Origin of the sequence: Pseudooceanicola profundi (genome assembly GCF_050897955.1) — a bacterium.
In the GTDB taxonomy this organism is placed as follows: domain Bacteria; phylum Pseudomonadota; class Alphaproteobacteria; order Rhodobacterales; family Rhodobacteraceae; genus Pseudooceanicola.
The window spans coordinates 1,582,031-1,598,978 of the sequence record NZ_JBPAXZ010000001.1; the positions used below are offsets into that span (position 1 = coordinate 1,582,031).

Annotated in this window: 15 protein-coding genes; 6 read left to right on the top strand and 9 right to left on the bottom strand. The window is 64.9% G+C overall.

Annotated elements, in window-relative coordinates; translation table 11 throughout:
- Positions 1–202 precede the first annotated feature (202 nt).
- A complete protein-coding gene (locus ACRARG_RS07895; RefSeq protein ID WP_432689442.1) occupies positions 203–1,381 on the bottom strand; it encodes an RsmB/NOP family class I SAM-dependent RNA methyltransferase in 1,179 nt (392 codons plus the stop codon).
- A 114-nt stretch (positions 1,382–1,495) separates the two neighbouring features.
- Between ACRARG_RS07895 and ACRARG_RS07900 the strand changes: the two genes are divergently transcribed.
- Complete coding sequence (locus ACRARG_RS07900; protein WP_432689443.1) at positions 1,496–2,365, top strand: glucokinase; 870 nt, start codon at positions 1,496–1,498, stop codon at positions 2,363–2,365.
- 17 nt (positions 2,366–2,382) lie between these two features.
- Here ACRARG_RS07900 and ACRARG_RS07905 read toward each other — a convergent pair whose 3' ends face one another.
- The 6 genes from ACRARG_RS07905 to ACRARG_RS07930 all read right to left on the bottom strand — a co-directional run bounded on the left by ACRARG_RS07905 (position 2,383) and on the right by ACRARG_RS07930 (position 8,716).
- Positions 2,383–3,165, bottom strand: coding sequence for a glycerophosphodiester phosphodiesterase family protein (locus ACRARG_RS07905; protein ID WP_432689444.1), 783 nt, complete (start codon positions 3,163–3,165; stop codon positions 2,383–2,385).
- An 11-nt stretch (positions 3,166–3,176) separates the two neighbouring features.
- On the bottom strand, positions 3,177–4,034 hold the full coding sequence (locus ACRARG_RS07910) for an ABC transporter permease (protein ID WP_432689445.1): 858 nt from the start codon (positions 4,032–4,034) through the stop codon (positions 3,177–3,179).
- 13 nt (positions 4,035–4,047) lie between these two features.
- Complete coding sequence (locus ACRARG_RS07915; protein ID WP_432689446.1) at positions 4,048–4,974, bottom strand: ABC transporter permease; 927 nt, start codon at positions 4,972–4,974, stop codon at positions 4,048–4,050.
- Between the two features lie 9 nt (positions 4,975–4,983).
- Positions 4,984–5,964 carry an ABC transporter ATP-binding protein gene (locus tag ACRARG_RS07920; RefSeq protein WP_432689447.1) on the bottom strand — a complete coding sequence of 327 codons (981 nt, stop codon included), beginning with the start codon at positions 5,962–5,964 and terminating at the stop codon, positions 4,984–4,986.
- Positions 5,961–6,986: an ABC transporter ATP-binding protein gene (locus ACRARG_RS07925; protein WP_432689448.1), complete on the bottom strand. Its 1,026-nt coding sequence runs from the start codon at positions 6,984–6,986 to the stop codon at positions 5,961–5,963. Before ACRARG_RS07925 ends, ACRARG_RS07920 begins: the two co-directional genes overlap by 4 nt.
- Before the next feature lie 86 nt (positions 6,987–7,072).
- Positions 7,073–8,716 (bottom strand): ABC transporter substrate-binding protein, encoded by a 1,644-nt coding sequence (locus ACRARG_RS07930; protein WP_432689449.1) that lies wholly within the window; start codon positions 8,714–8,716, stop codon positions 7,073–7,075.
- A gap of 296 nt (positions 8,717–9,012) precedes the next feature.
- On the opposite strand from ACRARG_RS07930, the gene ACRARG_RS07935 reads away from it, so the two are divergent.
- From ACRARG_RS07935 to ACRARG_RS07945, 3 genes are all read left to right on the top strand, one after another.
- Positions 9,013–9,831: a sugar phosphate isomerase/epimerase family protein gene (locus tag ACRARG_RS07935; RefSeq protein WP_432689450.1), complete on the top strand. Its 819-nt coding sequence runs from the start codon at positions 9,013–9,015 to the stop codon at positions 9,829–9,831.
- 3 nt (positions 9,832–9,834) lie between these two features.
- Positions 9,835–10,524 carry an HAD family hydrolase gene (locus tag ACRARG_RS07940; protein WP_432689451.1) on the top strand — a complete coding sequence of 230 codons (690 nt, stop codon included), beginning with the start codon at positions 9,835–9,837 and terminating at the stop codon, positions 10,522–10,524.
- Positions 10,525–10,613: 89 nt separating this feature from the next.
- Positions 10,614–11,417 carry a MurR/RpiR family transcriptional regulator gene (locus ACRARG_RS07945; protein ID WP_432689452.1) on the top strand — a complete coding sequence of 268 codons (804 nt, stop codon included), beginning with the start codon at positions 10,614–10,616 and terminating at the stop codon, positions 11,415–11,417.
- A 46-nt stretch (positions 11,418–11,463) separates the two neighbouring features.
- On the opposite strand, the gene ACRARG_RS07950 is transcribed toward ACRARG_RS07945, so the two are convergent.
- On the bottom strand, positions 11,464–12,948 hold the full coding sequence (locus ACRARG_RS07950) for a M81 family metallopeptidase (protein ID WP_432689454.1): 1,485 nt from the start codon (positions 12,946–12,948) through the stop codon (positions 11,464–11,466).
- Positions 12,949–12,959: 11 nt separating this feature from the next.
- Positions 12,960–13,847 carry a MurR/RpiR family transcriptional regulator gene (locus ACRARG_RS07955; protein WP_432689455.1) on the bottom strand — a complete coding sequence of 296 codons (888 nt, stop codon included), beginning with the start codon at positions 13,845–13,847 and terminating at the stop codon, positions 12,960–12,962.
- 261 nt (positions 13,848–14,108) lie between these two features.
- Here ACRARG_RS07955 and ACRARG_RS07960 point away from each other — a divergent pair, with 261 nt between their 5' ends.
- Positions 14,109–15,434: an aspartate aminotransferase family protein gene (locus tag ACRARG_RS07960; protein WP_432689456.1), complete on the top strand. Its 1,326-nt coding sequence runs from the start codon at positions 14,109–14,111 to the stop codon at positions 15,432–15,434.
- A gap of 3 nt (positions 15,435–15,437) precedes the next feature.
- On the top strand, positions 15,438–16,925 hold the full coding sequence (locus ACRARG_RS07965) for a M81 family metallopeptidase (protein ID WP_432689457.1): 1,488 nt from the start codon (positions 15,438–15,440) through the stop codon (positions 16,923–16,925).
- Positions 16,926–16,948 lie beyond the last annotated feature (23 nt).

Sequence of the window (16,948 nt, forward strand, 5' to 3'; positions counted from 1 at the left end):
CCGGTCGCTTTTGTCGCCCCCGCGTGCATCCGTCGACATTGCCAAAACGTCGGCGCCCCCGCGACGTCACCGGGCTCCCCCCGGAAGAGGCCTGCCGGCCTCGCGTCACAGGCTTTGCAGTGCATCATACACATCCTGCCCGATTTCCGCACCTCAATTGGCAGGACAGGCCGTGACGGCCGGACACCGGTCCTCTGCCTGATCAGACAGGACGGCGGAGCTGGGCCAGATAGAACCCGTCGCAATCCGGTCCGGGTAGCCAGGATGTTGTGCCTGTCATCGTCCAGCCCGGTCGACGCTTCAGAAACGCAGCCAGCTGATCGTCATTCTCTGCCGTCAGCACCGAACAGGTGGCATAGGCCAGACTGCCCCCCGGAGCGACCAGGTCAGCTGCCCGGTCCAGAATGTCGGATTGCAACGCCGTCAGCGCGCCCAGCTCCTCAGACGTCAGTCGCCATTTCCCTTCGGTAGCCCGGCGCCAGGATCCGCTGCCCGAACATGGCACGTCGCACAGAACCGTGTCGAAAGGCCCCTGGGGCGAGGATGTCAGATGCACTGTCACCCCGGCCCGTGCAGCCCGGGCCGGGACGTCTTTCAACCGGCCCGGATTGGCATCATGCGCCCAGTAATTGGCCGAAATGCGGGCCGCCATGGCCAGCGATTTGCCCCCGCCGCCAGCGCAATAATCCAGAACGCGGCCACCTTCCGGCACATCGACCGCCGCGGCCAGTGCCTGACTGGCGGCATCCTGTAGCTCGACCAGCCCCGACCGGTAGCTCTCCGTCCCCGCAACCTTGCGGGCCCCCGAAACGACACTCAGGGCCGTGTCGCAAATCGGGTTGGGCCGGGTCTCCACCCCTTCGCGCGACAGCTGAGCCTGAGCCTCGGCGCGGTCCGCCCGCTGCAGGTTGACCCTGAGATGCGTGCCGGCCCGATGCCGAAGCTCCGCCGCCACGGGCCGCGCCTGATCTCCCAGCGACGCGCACCAGAGCGGCCAGAGCCAGTCCGGCATATCGTAGCGGACAGGGTCGGGCAGGTCCTCCAGATCGGTGGCAGTCGTTGCCGCAATGTGCCGGGACTCCTGCGGGGTCAGCACAGCGGGTGCATGACCCTGCCCCGTGAATACGGCACTGGCATCCGCGCCCTGCGATATCAGCTGCCCCAGCATAAGCCCGCGCCCGGTCTCGGCCCCGCCAAGCGCGGCCAGACTGCGCCGGCAGCGGATTGCGTCGAAAACGTGGTCGCGGATGGCTGCACGGTCCTTGGAGCCGGCAAACCGGCTGTTCCGGGCCCAACCGGTCAGCGCCTTTTCGGCCGCTTCCCCGGCAAGAAACCTGTCGAGGATTTCGGCGGCGGCGGCAATCCGGGCCTCTGGCGTCATGTGGGTCTCCGTTTTTTCTGTCCCTATCGCGATCCGGCGCGGCCGGGAAGTATCGCGAGGGCATTTTCAATTCCGGACCTTCGTCTATGCTCGCCGAAAAAAAGGAGACCGGACATGACCGAGACCTGGCTCGTCGGAGATATCGGCGGCACAAACGCCCGCTTTGCCCTTGTCCGCGATGGCCGGATCGACACCGACAGCATGCTCCGCCTGCCCAATGACGACTTTGCTGCATTCGACGATGCCCTCAACCATTATCTGTCCCAGGCGGGCCCGGTGTCTGCCATCGCGCTCTCTGCGGCAGGACCGCTGACCGGCACCGACATCCGCATGACAAACCGGGACTGGACGATCGCTGCCGCGACGCTGCGCGACCGATGCAACGGCGGCCGGGTCGAGGTCATGAACGATCTGGTGGCGCTAGGACGGTCCGTCCCCGATCTGTCTGCCTCGGATACGACCGTGCTGCACAAGGGCGTCGCGCAGCCCGGAGGACAATGGGTTCTTCTGAACTTCGGGACCGGTTTCAACGTGGCCCCCGGCTGCACCAGCCGCGCCGGCCCCGTCGTTCTGTCCATGGAGATGGGCCAGTCCGCCATTCCACTTCCGGTGCACGCGTGCATATCGGCCCATGCCCCTGACTTGGCGGGTGACATCGAAACATCAGAGGACCTCTTTTCCGGCCGCGGCCTAGCCCGGCTGCAGGCCCGTCTCGGCCCCGCCGCACCAGAGGTTTTCGCCCGCGCCATGGCCGAAATGACCCGCACCGTCACAACCGCATTCATGCCGATGGCCGGCGTCTCGATCTACGGGGGCGTTGCCCGTGCCGTTCTGGATGGACCGGCCCGGCAGGTCTTTGTCGAAACGCTGGCACGCCCCTATCGGCCCTACGACAGTCTGAACGGCGTGCCCGTGCAGATGGTCGATGCCGATCACGCCGCACTTGTCGGCTGTCTGGCTTCCCTCAAAGCGCCCGCTGCCTGATCGGCGCGGGCCAGCCCTCAGCGGCTGCCCTGCCCGCCATCGCCTGCCCCGGCCGTTGCCAAGGGCGCCCGCGCCTCGCGCAGCGCCAGCGCAAGGTCCGGCCGATCCGAAGTCAGATGCCCGATACCGCGATCAAGCCAGCCGGCAATCGCATCGGCCTCATTGACCGTCCAGACACAGAGCCTGTCAATCGGCCAGCGTGAGGTCACCCGGTCGAACGACGGCCCCAGAACGCCGTGATGCAGCGCCACCAGATCGGCCAGCCCCTCCACCCGCCGGAAAAACGCATCAAGCCCGCCGTGGCGTTCGATCCAGGCCTCATTGGCCGAGATCAACCGCCCGATATCAGACTGCTGCGCGCGAGCCTCCTCCAGCACCTCCGGGTCAAAGGAGGTCAGGACCGCGCGCGACGCCAGCCCATGCGCCTGCAGGCGCTCGGTGACAGCGCCGACGACGCCGGGATACCGGTCACCCTGCGCATCCGCCTTGATCTCGACATGCAGTTTGGCCGGACAGGGCGCGAGCGTCTCCAGAACCTGATCCAGCGTCGGTATGGGCTCCGAACTGCCCTTCAGCCGCACATCTCGCTGTGCCTCTGCATCCAGATCCGTTACCGCGCCCCGGCCGGAGGTTGTCCGCTCCAGCGTCGCATCATGGATGACCAGAAGCGCGCCGGACCGTGTCGGATGCACATCGAATTCGATCGCGTCGCACCCAAGCTCCGCCGCCCTGCGAAAGCCGGTCAGAGAGTTTTCAGGATGGAGGCCGCCCGCCCCCCTGTGTCCGGTGATCGCGGTCATGATCTTCTCCTTCAGCGTATTGTCGGATCGAGCTTGTCGCGCAGCCAGTCCCCGACCAGCGATATCGACAGGGTGGTCAGCATGATCACCACGGCCGGACCGAGCATGATCCAGGGCGCCGTCGTGAGGTATTCGCGGCCGAACCCGACCATATTGCCCAGGCTGGTATCGGGCGGCTGCACCCCCAGCCCCAGAAACGACAGGCCCGATTCCATCAGGATGATTTCTGGAAAGGTCAGCGTCATGGACACGATAAGGGTCGAGGCCACATTCGGCAGGATGTGTTTCATATACACTCTGCGTGGTGTCGCCCCGAGCTGCACAACCGCAGCGGCATAGCCCTGCGCCCCGGCGGAAATGGCCAGCCCGCGGGCAATACGCGCGTAACGTTCCCACCCGTAAAACCCCATGAGACAGACAAGCAGCACCATGGACGACCCGAAAAAGGCCAGCACAGCCAGTGACATAATGAGGAACGGCAGCGCCGCCTGAAAATCGGCCAGCATGACCACGAAATGTTCGACCAGACCGCGAAACTGCGCCGCGAGGAACCCCAGCGTCGTGCCAAAGACCGCCGAAATCAGCGTCGCGCCAAAGGCAATCACCAGCGAGACGCGGATGGACTGGATCAGCCGCGCCAGCACATCCCGGCCCAGCTCATCCGTACCCAGCCAGTGCCCCGGCGTGCCCGGAGGCGACAGCCGCGCCATCAGGTCCATCCGCGTGATGTCGTAAGGCCGGAGCAGATCCGCAAACACCGCCGTCAGGACCATCAGCCCCAGCCAGGTCAGGCCGAAGAGAACCGCCAGCGGCGGCAGTTTCATCCGGCGCGGGTTGCGGGTGGTATCAGCGGGGGTGGCGAGGGTCATCAGGGCGCTCCTGTCAATGGGCGGCGGTGGCGCGCAGGCGGGGGTCCAGCCAGCCATACAGCAGGTCGACGATCAGGTTTGACACGACCATGGCGGCCGCGATCAGCAGCAGGATGCATTGCACGACCGCCAGATCCCGGTTGGACACCGACACGATCAGCAACCGCCCGATCCCCGGCCAGGAGAAGATCGTTTCGACCACCACAGCACCCGCGATCAGCGACCCGACCATGAAGCCTACGATGGTGACGATCGGCACGGCGGCATTCGGCAACGCATGGCCCCGGATCACATTGCCCCAGGTCACCCCCTTAGCCGAGGCCGTGCGGATATAGGGCTGGCCCAGCACCTCGATCATCGCCGATCGCGAAAAGCGCGCCAGCACACCGATGCCGCCGATGGAAATGGTCACCGCCGGCAGGATGGCATGCTGCCAGGTTCCCATGCCGCCGGAGGGCAGCATCCCCAGCGTCACGGCAAAGATCAGCACCAGCACCAGCCCCAGAACAAAGGACGGCATGGTAAACCCGAGGATGGCCAGAAAGATCACCCCCCGGTCCACCATGCTGTCGCGGTGAAGCGCAGCATAGATACCCGCCGGAATACCCAGCCCCAGCTGCAGGATCAGCGCCGGTATCGTGAGCATCAGCGTAGCGGGAATGCGTTCCAGCACCAGTTCAAGCGCCGGGGACCGGTCCCGCATGGAGACCCCGAAATCCCCGGTAAAAATCGCTCTGAGATAGCTCAGGTACTGCTGCCAGAGCGGCGCATCCAGCCCCCATTCCGCGCGAAACGCGTCAATAACGGACTGCGGCACATCAGGGCCCAGCAGGACCTCGGCCGGGTCGCCGGACATGCGCAGCACGACAAAGGCAAAGGTCATCACGCCCAGAACGGTGATCAGCGCGCGGAACATTCGGATGATGACAAAGCGGATCATGACGGCTCCTTACGCGGCATCGAATCTGGCGGTGTCGACATGGTGGCAGGCCGCCATCTGTCCGGGCCCGACCTGATCCAGTTGCGGAACATCCGCGCGGCAGATCTCTGACGCCAGAGAACAGCGCGGATGAAAGGCACAGCCGGAGGGGCGGCGCGCCGGGTTCGGCGGCTCGCCCTGAAGGATCACCCGGCTGTCGAGCGCCCGCCCCGGTTCCGGCACCGACGAGATGAGCGCCTGCGTATAGGGATGGCGCGGTTCGGCGAACAGCTGTTCGGAGGGCCCCTCTTCGACCACCCGCCCCAGATACATGACGGCCACGCGGTCGCAGAGATTGCGCACGACCTTCAGGTCGTGGCTGATGAACACCATGCCAAGCGCGCCCTTCCCCTGCAGCTCCCGCAGCAGGTTCACCACCTGCGCCTGAATGGACACATCCAGTGCCGACACGGGTTCGTCGCAGACCAGCAGATCGGGTTCCGTGGCCAGCGCACGGGCGATCACGACCCGCTGCCGCTGACCGCCCGACAGCTCATGTGGATAGCGCCCCGCCTGATCGGGGCGCAGGCCGACGGATCGCATCAGCTCAGCCACGCGGGCCCTGCGGTCGGCTTCGGCGCCGATCTGGTGGATCTCCAGCGGTTCCCTGATCTGATCGGCAATGGTCAGGCGCCGGTCCAGCGCGGCGAGAGGATCCTGATAGATCATCTGCATCCGGGCCCGCAGACTGCGCCATTGCGGCGTCCCAAAAGGCGGCAAGGGCTCTCCGCGATAGCGAACCTCTCCGCCCTGCGACGGATCGACCCCGAGAAGCATCCGCCCCAGCGTCGATTTCCCCGACCCGCTTTCCCCCACGATACCCAGGACTTCGCCCTGGTTCACGCGCAGGCTGATGCCATCGACCGCACGGACGGGCACGGGCGCACCGAAGAGCTTCTTGCGCCCTTCATAGACGCGGACCAGATCGCGGGCTTCCAGAAGGGCGGTCATGCGCCGGCTCCTTCTTTGGCTTTACCAGGGGCCGCGGCCGGAGCGTCCATGGCTTCGGGCAGCGGATAGGCGCATGCCAGGTGACGCCCGTCCCGCTGCCGGTAAAGCGCGGGCCGGCTCGTCTGGCAGAAAGGCTGGGCCTGGGCGCAGCGCGGCGCGAAGGCGCATCCCTCGGGCAGGCTGCGCGGATCGGGCACCGTGCCGGCAATGGGTGTCAGCGCCACGCGCGGCCCGTTCATCCGGGGCAGCGCATCGAAGAGCCCCCGCGTGTAAGGATGCCGCGGCGTGTCGAACAATTGTGCCACCGGCCCCTCTTCGACTATGCGGCCCGCATACATGACACAGACCCGTTCACAGACCTGCGCCACGGCGCCAAGATCATGGCTGATAAAGACCAGCCCCATATTCATCTCACGCCGCAGCCGCGACAGCAGATCGAGGATCTGCGCCTGAATGGTCGCATCCAGCGCGGTGGTCGGCTCATCCGCAATCAGCAGGTCCGGCTCGCCTGCCAGAGCCATGGCGATCATGACGCGCTGGCACTGGCCGCCGGAAAACTCATGCGGGTAAAGGTTGAACCGGCCTTTGGCGTCGGGAATGCCGACCATGTCCATCAGGCGCAGCGCCTCGGTCCGGGCGGCCACGCCGGTCAGCCCCCGGTGCAGGCGCAGCGCCTCGCACAGCTGTTTGCCAACCCGCAGCACCGGGTTCAGAGAGGAGGACGGGTCCTGAAAGATCATCGCGATCCGTCCGCCCCGGACAGATTCCAGCGTCATCCGCGGCGCGCCGGTCAGGGTCACCTCCCCCAGGGCGACATGGCCGGACACCCGCGCCTTGGCTGGCAGAAGCCCAAGCGCGGCAAGCCAGGTCACGGATTTCCCGCAGCCGGATTCGCCGACCAGCCCCAGCGCCTCACCCGGAGCGACATCCAGATCGATGCCATGCAGGACGGAGACACCGTCAAAGGCGACCTGCAGATCGCGGATCTCGACCAGATTGGTCATACCCTGTCCTTTCGGCATTGGAGTTTCCTTGCGCGGTCGCATGGTCAGACCATGCGAAAGCCCCCGGCACCGGGCTGGTGCCGGGGACAATCTCGTCGGTCAGATCAGCCGTTCGACGACGGCCAGTTCGCTGCCCGGAAGTCCATCGCGAAGGCCGGCGCGGCCTTCCAGCCAAGGTCCGAGCGCATGCCGGTGAACACCGCGTTCTGGTGCAGCACTTGATAAGCCGGATCTTCGCGTTCGGCGATTTCCAGCATCCGGGCGATGGCCTGCTTGCGCTTGGCGCGATCGGTCGATGTCTCCATCACCAGCGACAGCTCGTTCAGCTCTGCATTGGTCCAGTCTTTCTTCTGCTGAACTTCCCCATTGGGGCCGAACTGGACAACCATCGGCGTGATCGGATCGTTGATCGTGTTGGAGGCAGACCAGTCGCGGACACCTTTCACACCGGCCGGATCATGGATCTGACCCCAGTTTTCCTTCATCTCGATTTCGACGTTCAGGCCGACCTGCTTCCACATCTCAACCATGATCTGACCGTTGGAGGTCTGGTTGGTGTAGTAGTTGTTCAGCAGACGATAGGGGATCGCATCGCCCTTGTAGCCTGCCTGTGTCAGCAGCTCTTTGGCGAGCTCGGGGTTATATTCCGGCGCCGCCCAGCCTTCGATGAACATGTCCGAGGTGCGGAAGCTTTCGAACTGCAGACCGGCCGGGATATTTGTCATCCCGCCCCAGAGCGCCTGAACAATAGCCTCGCGGTCGATCGCATGGGTCATCGCCCGGCGCACCAGCGGATCGGCCAGAATTTCGTTTTCGGTGTTGAAGACGGAAATCCGGTGGTTCCAGATGGTCGAGTTCTGAACCTCGAACCCGGCGGTTCCGGTGACCGACCCGATCTGATCCGGCGGCAGGTCGCAGGCGAAATCATATTCGCCCGACAGCAGGCCGTTCACACGACTGGCCACCTCGGGCACTTCGACAAAGGTGATGGTATCCAGCGGCGGACGGCCACCCCAGTAATCGTCAAACGCGCGCAGGGTCAGCGACACGTCGGGGCGGAAGTCATCGACATAATACGGGCCGGTGGTGACGGGCTTGCCCGCCCAGTCGGCATAGGTCGCGGCCTCGTCCCAGGCACGGCGGTTCAGGATCTGCGGGCCACCGGCGTAAAGACGGCCTTCCAGCGTGACATCGGGCGTCGCATTGTGGAAGCGCACAGTGTACTTGTCGACGATCTCGACCCCGGCAAGCGAGGGCAGCTTGCGGCGCGCGATGCCCGGCACGTTGGCCGGAATGTCCTTGGCCGTCTCGGGTTTGAAATCCTCGGCGAAAACGGTCTTCCCACCGGCCGGTTCGGTATCGCCGAACAGCCGCTCCTTGGAGAAGGAAAACGCCACGTCTTCAGCGGTCATCTCATCCCCGTTATGGAACTTGACGCCCTCGCGCAGCTTCAGCTCGATAGTGCGGTCGTCGATCCGCTTCCATTCGGTCGCGAGGCCCGGAACGGGTCCCTGGTTGCCCATCCAGTCACGCAGGATCAGACCTTCCCAGAGGTTGGGGTAAAGCACCCGCTCGCCGACGTTGGACTGTTCGTTCCACGGGTCGAGCGTGTTGTTGTTGGTGATCTTCTGCACCGCAACGGTGACCGAAGGGCGCGCGCCCTGTGCCCGGACATAGGACGGCAGCATAAGGCCACCGGCAGTGGCCCCCATCAGGCCAAGGGCGTGACGTCGATTAAGTCGGATCATCTCTCTGTCTCCTGGATATCGGCCGCGACGTGTTGGCCATGTGAAACTGCAAGAGGCATCGCGGATAGCGCGCTGCCCCATTGCCGGTGTTGAGACCCTGCGGATGTGACAACCGGACGACGCTTTGATAAACGTTCCGCGAAATGTGGAGTATCACTCCAGTTTTCCACAGAAAGGTGAAGTTTTGTAATCAACCTGTCACAAACGCATCCTAGCCGGAGGGCAGCGCGCAGGATTTCCACGCCGGCGCCCACTTCGCCCAACCGCCGTGTCGGGCCAGATCAGACGGAGCCCCTATGACCACCCTCCCCCTACTTGGCGCGGCCATGCCGCTCGACACGCTAGAGACGCACCGGGACTGGCTGATCGCGGATCAGCGCGATCTCGAACTTCAGGATTTCATCAAGGCAGAGGTGCTCAACGGCGACTGGCAGCCGCTGGTCGACAGGGCCCGGGCGCTGCTGGACGGATATACCGGACGGCTCGGCATTCACGGGCCGTTCTGGGGCCTCTCCCTCGCCAATCCCGACCCCGATATGCGCGCGCTGGTCACACGCCGGATGGAGCAGGGCCTGGCGATCTGCGAGGCGCTCGGCGCGACGCAGATGGTCATTCACAGCCCCTATACCACCTGGTGCTACAACAATCTCGACATGTTGCCGGACGCGCGGCAAAACCGGATCGACCTTGTGCATGAAACGCTGGACCCCGTCATAGCACGCGCCGAAGATCTGAACGTGCAGATGGTTCTCGAAAATATCGAGGACAAGGACCCGGATGCGCGCTGCGACCTGGCACGCAGTTTCGACAGCCCCGCCGTTCAGGTCTCGATCGACACCGGCCATGCCCATTATGCCCATGGCTCCACCGGCGCGCCGCCCGTGGATTATTACGTACACCGCGCGGGCAATCTTCTGCATCACGTGCACCTGCAGGATGCCGACGGCTATGCCGACCGGCACTGGGCCATCGGCAAGGGCACGGTCAACTGGCACGCGGTCTTTGCCGCGCTGGAACGCCTGTCCTCTGCCCCACGCCTGATCATGGAACTGCGCGACAAAAGCGGCATTCGGCCGTCGGCAGACTACCTCGCCGAGCTTGGGCTGGCACGGTAACGCATGACGGCAATTCCACCGCTGATCTGTTTCGACTGCGACGGGGTTCTTGTGGACAGCGAACCCCTCGCGGCGCAGTGCATGGCCGATCTGCTAGCGACCCACGGGATCGCCATGTCCTGGCAAGAGGCCAGCCGCCTGTTCACCGGCAAAAGCCAGGACAGTGCCCGCGCCGAGATCCGCGCCGCCTTCGGAGTTGACCTGGCGCCGGAAGACCTGTCCCGGTCCGACGCGGATCTGTTCCGCCGCCTGCAGACGTCCCTGCAGCCCGTGCAGGGCATCGAACAGGTGCTGGGATCGATGACCGGCCCTGTCTGCGTCACCTCGAACAGCAATCACAGGCGGCTTGAAATCAGCCTGGGCCATACCGGGCTGGCGGGTTATTTCGGTAAGTCCGTGTTCAGCGCCGAGGACGTCGCGCAGGGCAAACCGGCACCCGACCTGTTTCACTTCGCCGCCCGCAGCATGGGAACGGTGGCTGCCGCATGCCTTGTCATCGACGACAGCGTCTCCGGCATTGCCGGTGCGGTCGCCGCTGGGGCACGGGCGATCGGCTTCATGGGGGGCGGGCATATTACCCCCGGACATGACGAGGCGCTGATCGCCGCCGGAGCGAGCACGATCGCAGAAACCGCCCGGGACCTGCCCGCGGCCATCGCCCGCCTCACCGGGGCGGCATTTCCGGCCATGTGACCGGGTGACAGATTCTGTGCCATCGTTTGTGATTGTGTAAACTGTCGGGGCGGATCCCGTGTCCGCCCGCGAAAGAAGTGAGGTTACCCATGTCCCAGCCCGCCCCCCTGGCCCGCGATGTCCTGCGCCTGATCGAGTCGAGCCGCAGCGACCTGCCAGACGCGCTTGCCCGCATTGCCGATTTCATCCTCAAGGAACCCGAGGCGACCGTGCGCGCGTCGATGTCCGCACTGGCCGAACTTTCCGGCAGTGGCGAGGCCAGCATCGCCCGGTTCTGCCGCAGGCTCGGCTTTGACGGCTACCACGAATTCAAACTCTCGCTGGCCTCGGACATTGCCTATCGCAGCGGCGCAGAGGCGCGCGTCACCGACCTCGGCTCGCGTATTTCAGGGGCCGTACGCGCCACGATAGACGGCACCGACCCCGACGAAATCTCAATGGTCGCGGACCGGCTGCGCAGCACCCGCACGATCGACATTTTTGGCGCGGGTGTCTCTGGGATGGTGGCTCAGCTCTTCGCATACCGGTTTTCCCGGCTGGGACTGGCGGCCAGGGGCATCCAGGATCCCGTGATCGCGGAGGAAATCATCCATGGTGCCGGCCCGGAAACCGTCTACATGACGATTTCCGAGACCGGGCTGACCTCTCAGACAGAGCGCCTGCTGGGTCTGGCCGGAGCGCGCGGCGCCTATCGTATTGCGGTGTCCGGCCGGCAGATCGCCGACCTCCGGCCACTGTGTGAAACGCTGCTGATCGCCACACCGCTTTCTCCCCTTCCCGAACGCGGTGAAATCGCGCCAAGCATCGCCAAGGTCGTGCTGTGCGAGCTGATCGCAGAACAGATCCGCGCGCAGCCCGCGAGACCGCCCTCACCGATAGCGACATCCGCCTGAGCCCCTTTTAGAGCAGCCATCCTGCCCGGGCGCAGCTCCGCCCGCCTCAGTCTCGCGCGTAAAACGACGCCGGCACGTGGCGATACGGCAGAAGCGACATATCCGCCGGCGCCAGCCCCGGGCAGTCGACCTCAATGATAGGGCCGCAGATCGGTTCAAAACCGGCGCGGAAATGGTTCTTGGCCTTGATGCCGAAAAGGGCGAACTCGCTCAGATCGAACCCGTGCAGATCGCACCAGGCCGGATCGTTTGCGCTTTGGCAGGTCTCCGTGATGACAACCCGCAAGGCCCCGGACCGCAGCACGGCAGTCCGCCCCATATTGACCTCACGCCCAAACTCGAACGGGCCGCGATTGCAGAACCGCCCGTCCGTCAGCCGGTCGATGACGCCCCGGAACGGCACCGGCGCGCCGAACTCCGGCGCAATCCGCCCGCCAAGCAGGCAGTCGATGCTCTGACCGACACCGGACCGATGCGCCGCCTCCACCAGATCGGGGTCGAAAAAGAAACAGAACAGAACCGGCAGATCGGCCCCTCGGGCAACCAATTCCCGCAGCAGCGCCGTGGTATCGCCGATCCCGCCGGATAACGGGTTGTCCGCCGTGTCCACCAGTGTCACCGGCCATCGCGCCCCCTCGCCGACCAGATCCAAAGCCCGGGCGACCCCGGCCTCTGCCCCCGGCAGATCGATCTGGAAATCTCGTCGCCGCGCGCTGTACTCAGCCGACATCCGGTCCAGCGCCGGCAGCGGATCGCGGTCTGGCCGATGTGTCACGGTCACGATCGCACGGGTGTTGGGTGTGTCGGCATAGGTGAACCCGCCAAACAGGGTCACATCCTCCAAATCTTCGGCCCTACGGGTCGCGTCGCCCAGACGGACCAGATCGGCCATCGGGCCGGAGGCCGTCCGCATGCCATGTGACAAGGGCGCGAAATCGAGCTGTCTGAGACGGATCGACGGCCGGTACTGGCCTTCGAAGGCACGCTCCATTGCCTGAAGCGTCCGCAGCGCCGCCGCATCCATGTCCACATGCGGATAGGTATGGTAGCCCGACATGATATCTGCCGACCGCATCAGGGACGGATCGAGACAGGCGTGAAGATCGAAACTGACCCCCAGAAGCGGGGCGTCGCCAATGACACGCCGGACCTCTGAGATGAGCCGGTAATCCGGCGACAGATCGCCCTCGGCAACCATGGCGCCATGCAGCGACAGGTAGACACCGTCCCAGGCCTGCCCGGAGAGGTCCGACAGGATTTCGCCCGTAATCTCTGCCAACGCGGCATCCGTGACAGGGCCAAGCGGCGGCGCAGAGGTACAGCGCGACACCGTGACATCCCAATGCCGGTGCGTCTCCAGAAACCGGACCAGCCCGCCCAGTTCGGTTGCCGTTCCGCGCGCCGCCGCCAGAGCCTCCGGTCCCTTCGTCCATTCGCGCTGCCGGAAATCCGCCAGTGTCGTCATGACCGGGTTGAAAGAATTGGCCTCATGCCAGAGACGGGCAACGGCGATACGGCGGGTCTGCGGCATGACAGGGCCTTTCAGATGCGTCGGCGGGGAATGGAATTGGCGTAGATATTCAGCCGCCCGAGGTGCTGATCCGCAGCCTGCAGCGCCTTGAGAGACGCCTCGCGATCCTGAGCGGCAAGAAGACCGCAAAGCACCTCTGAAAGCGCCAGCGCGGGGGTCAGCGTATGAAAGAAGGTCCGACTTTCCGTCGAATGCAGAATGGCCTGGTCCGAAATCGGGACCAGTGGCGACACCTCGCTGTCGGTGATCGCCACCACGGCCATGCCCTTTTCGCGCGCCAGAGCCGCCAGTTCGAGCGATTGCTGCGCATAGGGGCTGATCGAGATCACCAAAAGAACATCACCGGCCCCGGCACGCAGCAATCCGTCGGCCCCGGTCCCGGCCGGGCCGTCCAGATGTACGGTCCGATCCCCCAGAAGCGTCATGACATAGTGGAAATGCCAGGCGACCGAATGACAGGAGCGCAGCCCCAGCACATAGATGCGCCGGGCGCCGCCCAGCAGCTCTGCCGTTGCTTCCAGTTTGGCCACCGCCTCCGGATCGCTCAGCCTTGCGATCTGGGCTGAAAGACTTTGCAGCATATCATGCGCCAGGCCACTGCCCGCCGCCTCGTTCCTGCCATCGCTTTCGCGTGCCCGCGCTGCAAAACCCTCGGCCCGAAGCCGGAGCGCGTCGGAAAAATGGCTGCGAATGTCGTCGAACCCGGGCAGGTCCAGAAATTTGGCAAGCCGGGTCATCGTGGCCGGCTGCACCCCGGCATTGCGCGCCAGTTCCCGCATGGAGACCAGAGCAACTTCCTGAGTATGTTCAAGGATATACCGTGCCGCCTGTTGCAGTTGCGGCGACATATCTTCGTATCGCGCGACGATCCGGTCCCGCAGCGCATCCCTCTGCAACATTTGTTTCAACCTTTGCTCTACCCGTTCCATTCTTGTGCAGGGCATCGCGAAGAAACACAACACTTATGCAGAAAATCGGCCGGTTTTGCCGGACGATGAAGATTTAATCGTTTCGCAAGCATCAAAAAAAGAGCATTTGTTTCCTGAGATCATTTTGTGAAACACTTGTTGCATTCATTGCGTCAGCCTGCAACGGTCAACCCATCATCGGCCGGCCCGCGATTCTCCCGGGCCGCGCCGGATCGAAGGCCGGATGGACACATGACCAAATTACTGCATCGCAAAATCGGCCAGGATCTGCCCCGCGCAGTAACGGGCCAGGGCGTCACGATCACCGATGACGCAGGGCGGAGTTATATCGACGGCTCCGGCGGTGCGGCGGTCAGCTGCCTGGGTCATGGCGACCCCGAAGTACTGGATGCCATGAAATCGCAGATGGACAGGATCGCCTATGCGCACACCTCGTTTTTCACGACGGATGTGGCCGAGTCGCTTGCCGAACGCCTGACCTCGCTCGCCCCTGATCCCCTGAACCATTTCTACATGGTGTCGGGCGGGTCCGAGGCGACGGAGGCCGCTCTCAAAATGGCCAGGCAGTATTTTGTGGAAATCGGTCAGCCCCAGCGGCGCCATATCATTGCAAGACGGCAAAGCTATCACGGCAATACTCTCGGCGCACTGGCCACAGGCGGAAATGCCGCGCGCCGTGCACAGTTCCAGCCGCTGCTGGCCGAAACCCATCACATCGCCCCCTGCTACGCCTATCGCGACATGCGCCCGGATGAATCGCCGGGTGACTACGCCGCCCGGCTGGCGCAGGAGCTGGAGGATAAGATTCAGGAACTGGGCACCGACCGCGTCGTGGCCTTTGTCGCCGAACCGGTGGTCGGCGCCACGCTGGGCGCAGTTCCCGCCGTCGCCGATTACTTCCGCCGCATCCGCCGGATCTGCGACCGATACGGCGTGCTGCTGATCCTCGATGAGGTGATGTGCGGCATGGGCCGGACGGGACATCTGTTCGCTTTTGAGGCCGAAGGCATCCTGCCCGATCTCGTGACCGTGGCAAAAGGTCTGGGCGGAGGTTTTCAGCCGGTTGGTGGCGTCCTCCTGTCCCAGACCATTTACAACGCGTTCCGCGACGGCTCCGGTCAGTTCCAGCATGGCCATACCTATGTCGGCCATCCCATCGCCGCCGCCGCCGCCGACAAGGTTGTCGAAATTCTGGCACGTCCGGGCATGATGGCACAGATCAACCGGCTGGGAGACCGGCTTCAGGCCGGGCTTGACGCGGCGCTTGGCCAGTCACCCCATGTCGGCGATATCCGGGGGCGTGGCCTGTTCCGCGGGATCGAGATCGTGGCGGACAAGGACAGCAAGGCCCCCTTCGATCCGGCCCGTAAAATTCACGCAAAGATCAAGTCGGAGGCAATGGCCGGAGGGCTGCTCTGCTATCCGATGGGGGGCACGATAGATGGCCTGCGGGGCGATCATGTCCTGCTTGCCCCGCCGTATATCTGCAGCGAAGACGAAATCGACCAGATCGTCGACCGCGTATCTGTCGCCATACGCAGCGCGACCGGAGCCTGACGGATGGTCCGCCGGATTGCCTTTGCCGGGTTCAACCTGGAATCTGTCACGGCAGTGCCGCGAACCTCGCGGCTGGCGGATTTCGAACGCGTCTGCGTCCGCGGCCAGGCCATCCCGGACCAGTTCGCCGGCACGAACACAGTGGCCGGCGGCGCGCTCAGGGTGCTGGAGGCGCATGGCGCCGAAATGGTCCCGCTGTTTCATTCTCTGCTCGGCGCGCTCGGGCCCGCCGAAGATGCCGCCGTGCTTGCCTACGCCCAGGAGCTGGCGACCGGCCTGAAGACGTCCGGCAAACTGGACGGGCTGGTGCTCTATCTGCACGGCGCCTGCTGGGCGCCTGGCTTTGCCGATGTCGAGGCAACTTTGATCGCCCGCGCCCGCGCTGCCGCGCCCGATCTGCCCATCGCCGTCGCGCTGGACTATCACGGCAACATCGATACCGCGACTTTGGAGGGCGCGGATATTGCGGTGGCCTACCGGCATTCGCCGCATACCGACATGGGCGAAACCGGCGAACGCGCGGCCCGGGCCCTGCTGCGGATGGTCGAGACCGGCGCCCGCCCCGGCCTCGCCGTGTCCCGGCCCGGTGTCGTCATCCCCTCGATCCAGTCGGCCACCGCGCTGGAGCCGCTGGCCAGTGTGATCGCCCAGGCCCGCGCCGAAGAGGCGGCGGGAGATTGCGATATTTCGGTCATGGGCGGCTTTGCCTATGCCGACAGCCCGAACACCGGGATGTCGGTGATATGCCTCGACTGGCAGGGCCAGCGATCGGCGGAACAAAAGGCGGCGCGCCTGTCTGCGGCACTCCATACCGCGCGCGCCGAAATATCGGCCGCCATTCCCGTATGCCCGATGGATCACGCCGTGGCAGAGGCCGGGCGCCTCTGCGGTGGCGGGTCTCCGGTGGTCATTCTTGAACATGCCGACCGCATGAACGACAGCACCCACGGCCTGCGCGCCGTTCTGGAGACCGATCTCGGGCGTGTCATGGTGCCGTTCCTGTGCGACCCGGAGAGCGCGGAAGCCGCCTGCGCTGCCGGCGCCGGCGCCGAGCTGACACTGGCCCTGGGCGGCAAGAGCACGCCGGAAACCGGCGGGCCGCTGCGCCTGACGGCCCGGGTGCTCTGGGCTGGCGAAAAACGGTTCACCGTCTCCGGCCGGTATCAGCAGGGGGCGCCGGTCGACCTCGGTCTGACTGCCCTGATCGAGGTCGGGACAGTCCGGATCTCTGTCACCTCGCATTTCGCCTTTGCCGTCGATGGCGATCCTTTCTACATCTTCGGTGAAACGCCCGAGGATTACGACGTGATCCTTCTGCGCTCGAAAACCCATTTCCGAGATTTCTACACCCCGCGGGCCAAGGCGATCCTGGTCGCCGATACCCCCGATCTTGGCCCCGCCGATGTCCGGCTGATCCCTTACAGACAGCTCGATACCGGTGCGGCCTACCCCTGGCAGGACGCGCCGCGCATACCGCCCCTGCCCCAATAACCGACCAAAAAATCTACCCCAAC